The 12,104-nt window shown below is 67.0% G+C and carries 13 protein-coding genes; 4 read left to right on the top strand and 9 right to left on the bottom strand.

Annotation, left to right across the window (positions count from 1 at the left end):
* The first annotated feature begins 462 nt into the window (after nucleotides 1-462).
* Together J7J50_RS11420 and J7J50_RS11415 are read left to right on the top strand one after the other, a co-directional pair.
* Nucleotides 463-1,596 carry a Cache 3/Cache 2 fusion domain-containing protein gene (locus tag J7J50_RS11420; RefSeq protein ID WP_215058105.1) on the top strand — a complete coding sequence of 378 codons (1,134 nt, stop codon included), beginning with the start codon at nucleotides 463-465 and terminating at the stop codon, nucleotides 1,594-1,596.
* Between the two features lie 46 nt (nucleotides 1,597-1,642).
* Nucleotides 1,643-2,200: a hypothetical protein gene (locus tag J7J50_RS11415; RefSeq protein WP_215058104.1), complete on the top strand. Its 558-nt coding sequence runs from the start codon at nucleotides 1,643-1,645 to the stop codon at nucleotides 2,198-2,200.
* Nucleotides 2,201-2,435: 235 nt separating this feature from the next.
* Here J7J50_RS11415 and tadA read toward each other — a convergent pair whose 3' ends face one another.
* Nucleotides 2,436-2,915: a tRNA adenosine(34) deaminase TadA gene (gene tadA, locus J7J50_RS11410; RefSeq protein WP_343222487.1), complete on the bottom strand. Its 480-nt coding sequence runs from the start codon at nucleotides 2,913-2,915 to the stop codon at nucleotides 2,436-2,438.
* 115 nt (nucleotides 2,916-3,030) lie between these two features.
* Complete coding sequence (locus tag J7J50_RS11405) at nucleotides 3,031-3,537, bottom strand: DUF1993 domain-containing protein (protein ID WP_215058103.1); 507 nt, start codon at nucleotides 3,535-3,537, stop codon at nucleotides 3,031-3,033.
* 257 nt (nucleotides 3,538-3,794) lie between these two features.
* On the opposite strand from J7J50_RS11405, the gene J7J50_RS11400 reads away from it, so the two are divergent.
* On the top strand, nucleotides 3,795-4,331 hold the full coding sequence (locus J7J50_RS11400; RefSeq protein ID WP_215058102.1) for a TetR/AcrR family transcriptional regulator: 537 nt from the start codon (nucleotides 3,795-3,797) through the stop codon (nucleotides 4,329-4,331).
* 42 nt (nucleotides 4,332-4,373) lie between these two features.
* Here J7J50_RS11400 and J7J50_RS11395 read toward each other — a convergent pair whose 3' ends face one another.
* The 6 genes from J7J50_RS11395 to folD form a co-directional block, all read right to left on the bottom strand.
* Entirely contained in the window at nucleotides 4,374-4,574 is a 201-nt protein-coding gene (locus J7J50_RS11395) for a hypothetical protein (RefSeq protein ID WP_215058101.1), read from the bottom strand.
* Nucleotides 4,575-4,856: 282 nt separating this feature from the next.
* Nucleotides 4,857-5,015, bottom strand: coding sequence for a hypothetical protein (locus J7J50_RS11390; RefSeq protein ID WP_215058100.1), 159 nt, complete (start codon nucleotides 5,013-5,015; stop codon nucleotides 4,857-4,859).
* Nucleotides 5,008-5,328 (bottom strand): hypothetical protein, encoded by a 321-nt coding sequence (locus tag J7J50_RS11385; protein WP_215058099.1) that lies wholly within the window; start codon nucleotides 5,326-5,328, stop codon nucleotides 5,008-5,010. The genes J7J50_RS11390 and J7J50_RS11385 overlap by 8 nt, the downstream gene beginning before the upstream one ends.
* Before the next feature lie 333 nt (nucleotides 5,329-5,661).
* Complete coding sequence (gene guaA / locus J7J50_RS11380; protein WP_215058098.1) at nucleotides 5,662-7,230, bottom strand: glutamine-hydrolyzing GMP synthase; 1,569 nt, start codon at nucleotides 7,228-7,230, stop codon at nucleotides 5,662-5,664.
* Between the two features lie 118 nt (nucleotides 7,231-7,348).
* Nucleotides 7,349-8,806: an IMP dehydrogenase gene (gene guaB, locus J7J50_RS11375; protein ID WP_215058097.1), complete on the bottom strand. Its 1,458-nt coding sequence runs from the start codon at nucleotides 8,804-8,806 to the stop codon at nucleotides 7,349-7,351.
* Between the two features lie 689 nt (nucleotides 8,807-9,495).
* Nucleotides 9,496-10,374 (bottom strand): bifunctional methylenetetrahydrofolate dehydrogenase/methenyltetrahydrofolate cyclohydrolase FolD, encoded by an 879-nt coding sequence (folD, locus tag J7J50_RS11370; RefSeq protein ID WP_215058096.1) that lies wholly within the window; start codon nucleotides 10,372-10,374, stop codon nucleotides 9,496-9,498.
* A gap of 104 nt (nucleotides 10,375-10,478) precedes the next feature.
* Here folD and J7J50_RS11365 point away from each other — a divergent pair, with 104 nt between their 5' ends.
* Nucleotides 10,479-10,814 carry a DUF1244 domain-containing protein gene (locus J7J50_RS11365; protein WP_215058095.1) on the top strand — a complete coding sequence of 112 codons (336 nt, stop codon included), beginning with the start codon at nucleotides 10,479-10,481 and terminating at the stop codon, nucleotides 10,812-10,814.
* 120 nt (nucleotides 10,815-10,934) lie between these two features.
* On the opposite strand, the gene J7J50_RS11360 is transcribed toward J7J50_RS11365, so the two are convergent.
* Nucleotides 10,935-11,981 carry a DUF2272 domain-containing protein gene (locus tag J7J50_RS11360; RefSeq protein ID WP_215058094.1) on the bottom strand — a complete coding sequence of 349 codons (1,047 nt, stop codon included), beginning with the start codon at nucleotides 11,979-11,981 and terminating at the stop codon, nucleotides 10,935-10,937.
* Nucleotides 11,982-12,104 lie beyond the last annotated feature (123 nt).

Genomic DNA, 12,104 nt, shown 5'->3' with positions numbered 1-12,104 from the left:
AGCCTGACGACAGCTGGCGATGAGACGCCTGTCCGATCTTGCATTTTTGTCACAACACCGGCTAACGCAAGCCACTACGATTGCGCCACGGACCGTGACGAAACCTTTGCGGCGCGCCGCTCCGGGCTCATCGCCCGAATATCGCGCCGAATAAAATAATCCATAACGCCCCCTACTGCGTCACGTATTAATTGGCACTTCGAATACATCACCATTCACTACGAGATACATTCCCACCCTATCAGCCGCCCCACTGATCGCTTGCGAGATCGAGAAATCCAGCTGATTTGCGCGTGGTAAAAGGCTGCGACCACCGGATCGATAAGTTATCGTGCCGCCACAAGTCGCAATCGCTTAAGCATGACGGGAAGGAAGCCACTGCGTCCGCATCACCGACGCAGCCGCGCTCATGCGATGACGCCTTGATTACATCTTCCATCAATTGCGTTCGGGGAGAATGCGATGCTTCGTCACTCGTTGCGGGTGCGCCTGCTGCTGCCGGTGTTGGCCCTGGTCCTGGTCGTGGTCGCCGCGCTTACGATTATCCTGGCTATCACCGAAGCCAACCGCGTGCGCGCCAATGCCGGCCGCGTGATCGACGGCCAGACCGTCGCGCTGCAGAGCCTGTTCGCGGTCACCCGCTCGGTCATGCTCGACCGCGTACACGGCTCGATGCGCCTGCTGCGCCATGAGGCCGAGCGCGTCGGCACCACTAGCGTCGGCCCGCAGATCCGCATCGACGGGCGCCTGACCAACGACTTGTTCTTCGGCGGCGTGCCGCAGGCGAACAACTACACCCTGGTCGATTCGGTCACCTCGATCGCCGAGGGCACGGCCACCATTTTCTCGCGCGCTGGCGACGATTTCGTGCGCATCGCCACCAACGTCAAGAAGGACGACGGCAGCCGCGCCGTCGGCACCGTGCTCGACCCGCAGGGCCAGGCGATCGCGCAGATCCGCAAGGCGCAGAGTTTCTACGGCGTGGTGGACATCCTCGGCAATCCGTACGTGACCGGCTATGAGCCGATCTTCACCGGCATGGACGATCAGCACCCGGTCGGCATCTGGTACGTCGGCTACAAGACCGATCTGCAGGCCCTGAACCAGGTGGTCAGCGACAGCCATGTACTCGAATCCGGCTTCATCGCCGTGTTCGACGCCAAGGACAAGCTGCGCTTCCAGTCCAAGACCGGCGCCACCATCGATCCGAAGGAAGTCGAGCGGGTCGTGCGCGAGATGCCGCAGGACTGGGTGGTGACCCAGCAGGAAGTCCCGGGCTGGGGCTTCAACCTGGTCGCGGCCTATCCAAAGAGCGACGTCAACCGGGTGATTTTGCGGCAGTCGCTGTGGATCGGCGGCATCGGCCTGATGGTCTGCGCGCTGCTGCTGGGCCTGCAATGGAGCCTGATCATGAATCGCGTGCTGCGCCCGATCCAGCGCCTGACCGCGGTGGCCGAGGAGCTCAGCGTCGGCAAGTGGAATCACACCATCGTCGAAGCCGACCTCAAGGACGAAATCGGCAAACTGGCGCGTGCGATCTCACGTCTGTCCTACAGTGTCCGGGTAGCGATGGAACGGCTCAGCAAGCAACGCTGAGCCGCAGTATTCCGACCCGGCGCCGCGACGCGAGGTAGACCTCTTCATGTCCAACGATTTCCGACCGCTGATCGAGGTCCTGCGCGAGCTGAGGACGTTGGTGCAAAAACGCGCCTCCGGCTTCTTGTTCATCGTGACCGAGGAAAACCACTCCTGCATCATCCGCTTGAACGGCGGACAGGTGCAGGAAGTGCTGTTCAGGATGATGCGCAACGACGAGGCGGTGCAGCGCCTGGCGATGGTCGCCTCGGCCAAGCTGCGCTTCCAGTCCGGCGACACCCCGGCCTCGTCCAAGTCGGCATTGAGCGAGAGCTCGATGCAATGGCTGCTGGGCGGCTTCGAACAAGACCTGGCGGCGCGGCGCCTGCCGACGCCCGCGCTGGCGGCATCGCCGGTGCGGGTGGACCGGCGCGTGCGCGATGCGATCGAGCAGGCAGCGGTGAATTATCTGGGGCCGATCGCGGGGATGCTGTGCGACGAAGCGTTCGAAACGCTCAGCATGCCGCAGCAGGTGATCGCGCAGTTGGCGACCCATCTCAATTCCCCGGAAGAGGCGCGGCGTTTCATCGAGGATGCGCGCAAGGCGCTCGACGCGTTGCGTTGACCTTCCAGGTGCGGTGACCTCGACCGGCGCCGAGATTCGGCGGCCCGTGCGTGCTCGAAGTTTTCACGTCGTGGGTCTGCTTTTGCTCGTCATTCCCGCGAAGGCGGGAATCCAGCGACTTCAAGCGTTCTCGCACGAAAGGCCCTGGATTCCCGCCTTCGCGGGAATGACGAGCAAAACGTAGATGCTCGATACGTGAACCAGAAACTTTGAAGACAGGCATCCAGGCCCCGCCTCACCCCGCCTTGCCCCGCTTGCGCCGGAAATACGCCGTCAGCCGCGCCCCGGCCTCTTCGCCGAGCACACCGCCCAGCACCGTCACGCGATGGTTGTGGCGCGGATCGGTCAACAGATCGAACACGCTGCCGGCGGCGCCGGTCTTGGGATCGCTGGCGCCGAACACCACGCGCGCGACGCGCGCATGCACCACCGCCATCGCGCACATCGCGCACGGCTCCAGGGTCACGTACAAGGTCGTGCCGAGCAGGCGGTGATTGCCCAGGCGCTGCCCGCCTTCGCGCAAGGCCACGATCTCGGCGTGGGCGCTGGGATCGTAGCTGCCGATGTTCTGGTTCCAGCCCTCGCCCAGCAGCTCGCCGGCCGCCGACACCAATAGCGCGCCGACCGGAATCTCGTCGTGCTCGCGCTCGGCGCGCTCGGCCAGATCCAGCGCGCGGCGCATCCAGTATTCGTCGATGTCGGCTTGTTCGCTCACGGGCGTCGCGCGGGTCCGGCCGCGGCGAAGGCGCGGCGTCGGACGCGATTATCGTTCACTGGCCCGGCGCGCGCATCCGCAGCGCGCGGCGGCGGTGCGCGGAGCCGGCGCGGGCTCAGAAGCCGCGCAGGTAGTCCATCTTGCCCAGCGGCACGCCCTGGTTGCGCAGGATTCCGTAGGCGGTGGTCAGGTGGAAGTAGAAATTCGGCAGCACGAAACCGCGCAGGTAGTCGCGCGCGGTGAACTTGAGTTCGCGGCCGCCGGGGCGGATCACGATCTCGCGCTCCTCGTTGCCTTCCATGCTTTCGGGCGACACGCTGCGCAGGAAATCCTGCGTCTTGAGGATGCGCGAACGCAGCTCGTCCACGCTGGTTTCGGTGTCGGGAAAGCTCGGCGGCGCGATCCCGGCCAGGCGCGCGGCGCCGAACTTGGCCGCGTCGCTGGCCGATTGCACCTGCCCGATCAGCGTGTACATGTCCGGCGCCAGGCGGCCGGCGATCAGCACCGAATGGTCCAGGCCTTGTTCGTCGGCGTAGGCCACGCCTTTGTCGAGCAGATGGGACATCACGTCCAGGCCGCGGCTGAAGGCCGGGACGGAGGCGTCGTAGAGCGAAAGGCTCATGGGGAATCCTGTTCTCGTGGCGGGGAAACAGAAGGACGCGGCCGCTCGAAGCGGCGCGGACCGGCGCCGGCGGCGCAGGCCGAGCGCGAGTCTGAGCGCTTGCACGGGGCCGGTCAATAAATTTATTATCGATCGCTATGGAAATAGGCGTTGCGAATCCGGAGCCGTCCGGCGGCGAAGACGCGCCCGCGAAAAAGCCCTCGCGGCCGCGCGGGCGGCCGCGCGCGTTCGACCGCGAGCAGGCGTTGGAAACGGCCATGCGGCTGTTCTGGCGGCAGGGCTTCGAGGCCACGTCCTTGAACGATCTGACCGCGGCGATGGGCATCGCCCCGCCCAGCCTGTACGCCGCCTTCGGCAGCAAGGAGCAGTTGTTCCGCGAGGCGATCGGGCGCTATCTGCAGCAGTTCCGCTGCAATCACGCCGCCACGCTGCAGGCGCAGGGAGTAACCGCGCGCGAGGCGTTCGAGCGCTTGTTCGCCGCCATCGCGAACGGATTCAGCGGCTGCGGACAACCCGCGGGTTGCATGCTGATCGCCGCCGATGTGGGCGGCGGCGGCGCGGCCGCGCATCTGCGCGAGGAACTGAGCGCGCACCGTCTGTCGATCGAAGCCGGCTTTCGCGCCCGCATCGAACGCGGCCAGCGCGAAGGCGATGTCGACGCCGGCGCCGACGCGGCCGCGCTGGCGAAATTCCTCGCCACGGTGGTGCAAGGCCTGTCGATCCAGGCGCGCGACGGCGCCAGCGCGGCGCAACTGCACGAGGTGTTGCGCACGGCCTTGCAGGTCTGGCGCTGACACTGGCGCGTGCGGCGCAGCGCCAGCGCCATGATGGCGAGGTCAGCGCTGCAGATAACGCGGCGCCGCCGCTCCCGCGCCGCGCGCGACGGCCTTGTCGCGCGGCGCCACCGCCACGCAGACGATGTCGGGACGGGTCGCTACGGTTCGCGCGCGCGCGGGCGGCTCGTTGCGCGACGCGGCTATCGCCATCAGATGCGGCAGCGCCAGCAGGGCCGCGGCTACCGGCAGAGTTCTCGACATGGCATTGCTCCTGATCGATGTCGGGCGGCGCAAATTCCGCTTGCGCATCGCGCGGATTCGGCCGCCCTTGTCTGAGACGACGAATCGGGCCGGCGCGAATCGACAAGACGGCGACGGCCGCGGCGAAGATCGCCGCTGAGCGTCGCGAAGACCGGCGGCGGGCCGGCTTGAGATCAGGCTACGAGGTGTTGCGGACAGAATCGGTCCTAATTGGGCCGCGGCTCGGAGTCGATGGATGCGTTGAGGGAAGAGGCGGTCGCCCGCCCCTTCCCCACTGCCGGCTCAGCAGTCCGGCGAGCAGATGGCCCAGCAACGCGAATCCGGATCGTTCGGATCGCAATTGCTGCAGCACGGCCGCGCGAACGCGGTAAGACTGACGCCCAGGCCGATCGCGAACGCGCAGCACGCCATCAGCAGCTTGATACGGGGCTTCCTATTCATCGTCCTCTCCATTGATGAGGGACAACCGGGAGCGTCCTTTCCCGGCCGTCTCGGGCGCCGGCGGCGGACGCCGTCCAGCGCGGTTCGCCGCGACTCCGTCCGCGGCCATTGCTGTTTGCGCGATGCCGCCGATGCGGCGCGACCGGCGATTGCCGGCGTTCGCATGGAGGCGAACCTCGCCGCAGGGGTTCGTGGTTGCGAGGGGCACGATGCGCGCGGTTGGCGCCGGGCTGGAAACGATCGCGGCACGGGCGCGGCGCAACGGCCGGCGGGCCGACGACAGGAACAGGCTGACGATGACGAACTCGTCCATCCCTTTCGAACATCCTTGTACCGGTGGCGGCGGTTTTCGGTGCGCGGGGGTAAACGAACCCTAGTCGCCGGATGCGGGCGAAAACGCGTTAGCTATCACATATCCGGCGTCCGTCGCGCCGGTGCGAATCCGATTGCCTGCTCGACGCTGCGGCAGCGCGGGCCATCGCGGCGGCGATCGGATTGCGATGCGCTCGCCCGCCAGCGGCCACGTGTCTTCGGGCCGCGATACGCGGACAGATTTCGTTTCACGCCTCCACAAACGCAAACCGCCTGCGCACGGAATGCGCAGGCGGTCGATATCGCTTCGCTCAGCGCGCCGCGCGCGCTTGCCTCATTCCCACTCGATCGTAGCCGGCGGCTTGCCGCTGATGTCGTAGACCACGCGCGAAACCCCGCGCAACTCGTTGATGATGCGGTTGGACACCGTGCCGAGGAATTCGTACGGCAGATGCGCCCAATGCGCGGTCATGAAGTCGATGGTTTCCACCGCGCGCAACGCGATCACCCACTCGTAGGCGCGCGCGTCGCCGACCACGCCGACCGACTTGACCGGCAGGAACACCGCGAAGGCCTGGCTGGTCTTGTCGTACAGACCGGCCTTGCGCAGTTCGTCGATGTAGATGTGATCGGCCTGGGCCAGCAGCTGCGCGTATTCGCGCTTGACCTCGCCGAGGATGCGCACGCCCAGGCCCGGGCCCGGGAACGGATGGCGGTAGACCATCTCGCGCGGCAGGCCGAGCTCGACGCCCAGGCGCCGCACTTCATCCTTGAACAACTCGCGCAAAGGTTCGACCAGGCCGAGCTTCATGTGCTCGGGCAGGCCGCCGACGTTGTGGTGGCTCTTGATGACGTGCGCCTTGCCGGTCTTGCTGCCGGCCGACTCGATCACGTCCGGGTAGATCGTGCCCTGCGCCAGCCACCTGGCGTTGGCGAGCTTCTGCGATTCCTCGTCGAAGATCTCGACGAACAGGTTGCCGATGATCTTGCGCTTGGCTTCCGGATCGCTGACGCCAGCGAGCTTTTCGAAGTAGCGGTCGGCGGCGTTGACGCGCACGACCTTGACGCCCATGTGCTCGGCGAACATCGCCATCACCTGGTCGCCTTCGTTGTAGCGCAGCAGGCCGGTGTCGACGAACACGCAGGTCAGCTGGTCGCCGATCGCCTTGTGCAGGAGCGCGGCGACCACCGAGGAATCGACGCCGCCGGACAGGCCGAGGATCACTTCGTCGCTGCCGACCTGCTCGCGCACGCGCGCGATCTGGTCGTCGATGATATGCGCGGCGGTCCACAGCGTCTGGCAGCCGCAGATATCGACCACGAAGCGGCGCAGCAGGGTCTGGCCCTGCTTGGTATGGGTGACTTCCGGATGGAACTGCACGCCGTACCAGCCGCGCGCGTCGTTGGCGAAGGCGGCGACCGGGATGCGGTCGGTCTTGGCGGTGACGACGAAACCCTCCGGCGCCTTCGACACGTGGTCGCCGTGGCTCATCCACACGTCCAGGCGCGGCGGCGAGCCGGGATGATCCTTCAAGCCGTCGAACAGGCGATCGTGCGCGACCAGCGACACTTCGGCGTGGCCGAACTCGCGCTGATCCGCCGCTTCGGTTTCGCCGCCGAGCTGCTTGGCCATGGTCTGCATGCCGTAGCAGATGCCCAGGATCGGCAGGCCGGCGTCGAACACCTGCTGCGGCGCGCGCGGCGAGCCGTGTTCGGTGGTCGATTCCGGACCGCCCGACAGGATGATGCCCTTGGCACCGTAGGCGGCGATTTCCGCCGGATCGTGGTCCCAGGCCCAGATTTCGCAATACACGCCGAGTTCGCGGATACGCCGCGCGATCAACTGCGTGTACTGCGCACCGAAGTCGAGGATCAGGATCTTGTCGCTATGGATGTCGGTCATGGGGGCCGGGATTGGGGATTCGTGATTCGGGATTCGGTGAAGGCGGAACGCCGGGATTCGGAAACGGGTCGGCTTTACCGAATCCCTGATCCCGAATCACGAATCCCGCGCGCCGGCGTCAGCCGGCGCGATAGTTCGGCGGTTCCTTGGTGATCTGCACATCGTGCACGTGGCTTTCGCGCGAGCCGGCGTTGGTGATGCGCACGAAGCTGGGCTTCTTGCGCATGTCCTCGATGGTCGCGCAGCCCACGTAGCCCATGGTGGCGCGCAGGCCGCCGGCGAGCTGATGGACCACGCCGCTGAGCGAGCCGCGATAAGGCACGCGGCCTTCGATGCCTTCCGGCACCAGCTTGTCGGCGTCGGAAGCGTCCTGGAAATAGCGGTCCTTGGAGCCCTGCTCCATCGCGCCGATGCTGCCCATGCCGCGATAACTCTTGTAGCTGCGGCCCTGGAACAGTTCGATTTCGCCCGGCGCTTCCTCGGTGCCGGCGAACAGGCCGCCGACCATGACCGTGGACGCGCCGGCGACCAGCGCCTTGCCGATATCGCCGGAATAGCGGATACCGCCGTCGGCGATCAGCGGGATGCGATCCTGCAGCGCCTCGGCCACCATCGCCACCGCCGTCACCTGCGGTACGCCGACGCCGGCGACCACGCGGGTGGTGCAGATCGAACCGGGGCCGACGCCGACCTTGACCGCATCGGCGCCGTGATCCATCAGCGCCAGCGCCGCTTCGCCGGTGACGATGTTGCCGCCGATCACCTGCAATTGCGGGAAGCGCGTCTTGACCCACTTCACCCGGTCGAGCACACCCTGCGAATGGCCGTGCGCGGTATCGACCACGATCACGTCCACGCCGGCCGCGGCCAGCGCTTCCACACGCGCCTCGGTGTCGCCGCCGACGCCGACCGCCGCGCCGACCAGCAAGCGCTCGGCGCTGTCCTTGGCGGCGTTGGGGTTGTCGGATTTCTTCTGGATGTCCTTGACCGTGATCAGGCCGCGCAGCTCGAAGCCGTCGTTGACCACGAGGATCTTTTCGATGCGGTGCTTGTGCAGCAGCTGCACGACTTCATCGTCGCTGGCGCCTTCGCCAACGGTGACCAGGCGATCGCGCTTGGTCATGATGTGGCGGACGGGATCGTCGAGCTTGGTCTCGAAGCGCATGTCGCGGCTGGTGACGATGCCGACCAGCTGGCCGCCATCGACCACCGGCACGCCGGAGATGTTGCGCGCGCGGGTCAGCTTGAGCACTTCGCCGATGGTCGTTTCCGGCCCCACCGTGAACGGTTCGCGGATCACCCCGGCCTCGAACTTCTTGACCTTGGCGACCTGCGCGGCCTGGGCTTCCAGGCTCATGTTCTTGTGGAGGATGCTGATGCCGCCGAGCTGGGCCAGCGCGATGGCGAGGCGGGCTTCGCTGACGGTGTCCATCGCGGCCGACAGGATCGGCAGGCGGATCGACAGGTCGCGGGTCAGGCGGGTGGAGAGGTTTACGTCCTTAGGCAGGACGATCGAATGCGCGGGGACGAGAGAGACATCGTCGTAAGTAAGCGCTTCAGCCTGGATGCGCAGCATGGGCGGGCCCGGGAGGATGAAGCGCGCCATTCTAACCCGAACCGGGGGTCCGGCGCTGGGGTTGCGGGCGGAAAGCGGCGTTCTGTTTGCGGCTTTTCGCCGGGGATTAAGCGGGGCTTTGGGTGTTGGGAGCCGAGCGGCGCTTGGGCCGCGGCTTTTTTGCCCGTCATTTCCGCGAACGCGGGAATCCAGGGCCTTTCGTGCGAGAACGCCTGAAGTCCGGCCGAACGCAGGCCGGAAAGTATCTGCTCGTCATTCCCGCGAACGCGGGAATCCAGGGCTTTTCGTGCGAGAACGCGTGAAGTCCGGTCGAACGCAGGCCGGGAAAGTATTTGCTCGTCATTCCCGCGAACGCGGGAATCCAGGGCCTTTCGTGCGAGAACGCTTGAAGTCCGGCCGGACACAGGCCGGGAAAGTATTTGCCCGTCATTCCCGCGAACGCGGGAATCCAGGGCCTTTCGTGCGAGAACGCGTGAAGTCCGGCCGAACGCAGGCCGGAAAGTATTTGCCCGTCATTCCCGCGAACGCGGGAATCCAGGGCCTTTCGTGCGAGAACGCTTGAAGTCCGACCGAGCGCAGGCCGGGAAAGTACCGGCTGAAGTCACTGGATTCCCGCGTCCGCGGGAATGACGAGCAAAAAAAGCGGCGCGCGACCGTGACCACCTGCCCCAGCCGCCTATGCGTCCCGCTCAGCCCCGATCCGCCGCCTCGGCCGCTTCCAGCGTGTTCTGCATCAAGGTCGCGACAGTCATCGGCCCGACCCCGCCTGGCACCGGGGTGATCCAGCTGGCGCGCTGGGCCGCGGCCTCGAAACCGATGTCGCCGACCAGGCGGCCGTCGTCCAGGCGGTTGATGCCGACGTCGATCACCACCGCCCCCGGCTTGACCCATTCGCCCGGGATCAGGCCCGGCCGGCCGGCCGCCACCACCAGGATGTCGGCGCCGCGCACCGAGGCTTCCAGCACCGCCGGCGGGGTGAATTTGTGGCAGCTGGTGACCGTGCAGCCGGCGATCATCAGCTCCAGCGCCATCGGCCGGCCGACGTGGTTGCTGACGCCGACGATGGTCGCGCTCTGCCCGCGCACCGGCCGGTCGGTGTAGCCCAGCAGCATGGTGATGCCGCGCGGCGTGCACGGACGCAGGCCGAACTGGCGCAGCACCAGATGGCCGACGTTTTCCGGATGGAAGCCGTCCACGTCCTTGTTCGGGTCGATGCGGTGGATCAGCGCGGTCGCGTCGCGCCGGTCCGGCAGCGGCAACTGCACCAGGATGCCGTGGACATCGGGATCGGCGTTGAGCCGGTCGATCAGGGCGAGGAGTTCATCGTTGCCGGTGTCGGCCGGCAGGTCGTAGTCGATCGCGCGGATGCCGATCTTCTGCGCGGCGCGGCGCTTGTTGCGCACATACACGGCCGAGGCCGGATCGGCGCCGACCAGCACCACCGCCAGCCCGGGCCGCGACAGGCCGGCGGCGACGCGCGCGTCGATCTGGGCCTTGAGGTTGTCGAGCAGGTCCTCGGCGATGCGCTTGCCGTCGAGGATGCGGGCCGGGTGCGATGCGGGCGTCATGCGGGGTCGAAGGCTCTGCGGTAAAGTCGTGGCCGCGCATTATCCCCCATTCGTTCGCGCGATTTTCGCCGATCCCTCCCCCTAATCGCATCGCGAGCCCCGTCATGAGCCTCCCCGACCCGACTTCGGACCACGCCCCGGCCGATCACGAAACCATCGCCGTGCAGGCCGCCGCGTTCCGCCGCCTGCTCGCGCACATGATGCACGAGCGCAGCGACGTGCAGAACATCGACCTGATGATCCTGGCCGGCTTCTGCCGCAACTGCCTGGCCGACTGGTACCGCGAAGCGGCGCAGGCGCGCGGCATCGGCATGAGCAAGGACGAGGCGCGCGAAGCTGTTTACGGCATGCCGTTCGGGGAATGGAAGGCCAAGTTTCAGAAGGAGGCTACGCCGGAGCAGTTGGCGGCGTTCGAGGCGGCGCAGAGGGAGCATGGTTGAGGGTGGGTTGGCTGTCCTAACCGTCGCGACCCACGAAAGCGCTACAGCCCAAGCCAGGGGGTTCTGAGCGACCGGTGCAAAACCATCCTGAAGAACTTCGCTTCGGTTGGTTCAGTGGTATTAGTCCCCTTCGGTTGGCCTGATCCCCGGCGCATTCGGATTCGGACAACGCGGCACGTTCGACCCCAGCACGCACTGCACGCAGCAGCCCGACGGCTGCGCCGAGGCCGGCGCCTGCTGCGGCGCGAACAACGGCGTCGGCGGCGCCAGCTGGGAAAGCGTGGCCTCGGGCTTGAGCTTGAGCAGCACCGCCCAGTCGAGCTTGTTCATGTCGCAGGCGGCGACGGTGTCGGGCGAGCACTCGACCTGGGTCTCGCTGCGCAGCGGCAGCGGCCAGAACTGGTTGTTGCGGTTGACCGCCATCAGCCGCATCGTCGCGCCCTGCTGGACGTTGCCGCCGATCAGATACGCCTTGCCGTCGTTGTTGGGATTGACCCCGACGACGACATCGCAATGCATGTTGAGCCCGCCGTTGCCGCCATCGAGCGCGGCGATCAGGCCCTGATAGCCGTAGACGCGGTTGCTGGAACGCACCGCGCACAGCAGATCGCCGGGCGCGGCGGTCGAGCTGGCCGGGTCCAGGTACAGGAACGGGCTCTGGTCCTGCGCCCGGTAGGCGTCGCGCACGTAGTCGTAATGGCTGGCCGAAGGGCGGAAGCCGCGCACGCCGGCCTTCATCATCACGTAGGACACGAACGCGGCCGACCACGGGTTGTCGATCAGGAACGCGCGGCAGGCCACGGTCGAATAACCGCTGCCGTAGGGATCGAAGCACTGCTCGGCGCCGGCGAAGCCGCCCATGCGCTGCAGCAGGCCGGTGTCGCGCCAGTAGCTGGCGGTGCGGCGCCAGGTTTCGGTGGCGCCGTCTTCCAGGCGCGAGGTTTCCGCCTCGCTCACGCTGGCGCTGGCCAGCCGGCCCTGAGTGTCGATGAAGGGCCGGAACCACTGCAGGTTTTCCAGGCACGCCGCGGCGGCGATACGGGTCGCGGTATCGGCCGCCCCGCCCTGCGCCCGCAGCGCCGGACACGGGTCGGCGGCGCGGGCGGCGCCGATGGGGGCGCACAGCGCGGCCAGGATCAGCAAAGCGAGGGCGAACTTATGCGACATCGGCGATCTCCGCAGGGCGATGCGTCCGCGACATCGGCGAACGCAGGGTTGCTGGCACGACTGGATGAGCCCGCCTGCGGCCAGCCTAGCCATTGTCCGTGCAAGTCGCGTGATCGTGTCGCG

The sequence above is a fragment of the Lysobacter sp. ISL-50 genome (assembly GCF_018612875.1).
Classification (GTDB): domain Bacteria; phylum Pseudomonadota; class Gammaproteobacteria; order Xanthomonadales; family Xanthomonadaceae; genus Lysobacter.
Note: the sequence above shows the minus strand (reverse complement) of the source record. Positions and strands in the feature narration are given on the sequence as shown.

Excerpts from the sequence above, each read along its gene's own strand:
- J7J50_RS11360 (WP_215058094.1), bottom strand. The coding sequence starts at position 11,981 with ATGTCGCATAAGTTCGCCCTCGCTTTGCTGATCCTGGCCGCGCTGTGC.
- guaB (WP_215058097.1), bottom strand. The coding sequence starts at position 8,806 with ATGCTGCGCATCCAGGCTGAAGCGCTTACTTACGACGATGTCTCTCTC.
- J7J50_RS11415 (WP_215058104.1), top strand. The coding sequence starts at position 1,643 with ATGTCCAACGATTTCCGACCGCTGATCGAGGTCCTGCGCGAGCTGAGG.
- J7J50_RS11420 (WP_215058105.1), top strand. The coding sequence starts at position 463 with ATGCTTCGTCACTCGTTGCGGGTGCGCCTGCTGCTGCCGGTGTTGGCC.
- J7J50_RS11390 (WP_215058100.1), bottom strand. The coding sequence starts at position 5,015 with ATGAATAGGAAGCCCCGTATCAAGCTGCTGATGGCGTGCTGCGCGTTC.
- guaA (WP_215058098.1), bottom strand. The coding sequence starts at position 7,230 with ATGACCGACATCCATAGCGACAAGATCCTGATCCTCGACTTCGGTGCG.
- J7J50_RS11405 (WP_215058103.1), bottom strand. The coding sequence starts at position 3,537 with ATGAGCCTTTCGCTCTACGACGCCTCCGTCCCGGCCTTCAGCCGCGGC.
- J7J50_RS11365 (WP_215058095.1), top strand. The coding sequence starts at position 10,479 with ATGAGCCTCCCCGACCCGACTTCGGACCACGCCCCGGCCGATCACGAA.
- J7J50_RS11400 (WP_215058102.1), top strand. The coding sequence starts at position 3,795 with ATGCGGCTGTTCTGGCGGCAGGGCTTCGAGGCCACGTCCTTGAACGAT.
- J7J50_RS11395 (WP_215058101.1), bottom strand. The coding sequence starts at position 4,574 with ATGTCGAGAACTCTGCCGGTAGCCGCGGCCCTGCTGGCGCTGCCGCAT.
- J7J50_RS11385 (WP_215058099.1), bottom strand. The coding sequence starts at position 5,328 with ATGGACGAGTTCGTCATCGTCAGCCTGTTCCTGTCGTCGGCCCGCCGG.
- folD (WP_215058096.1), bottom strand. The coding sequence starts at position 10,374 with ATGACGCCCGCATCGCACCCGGCCCGCATCCTCGACGGCAAGCGCATC.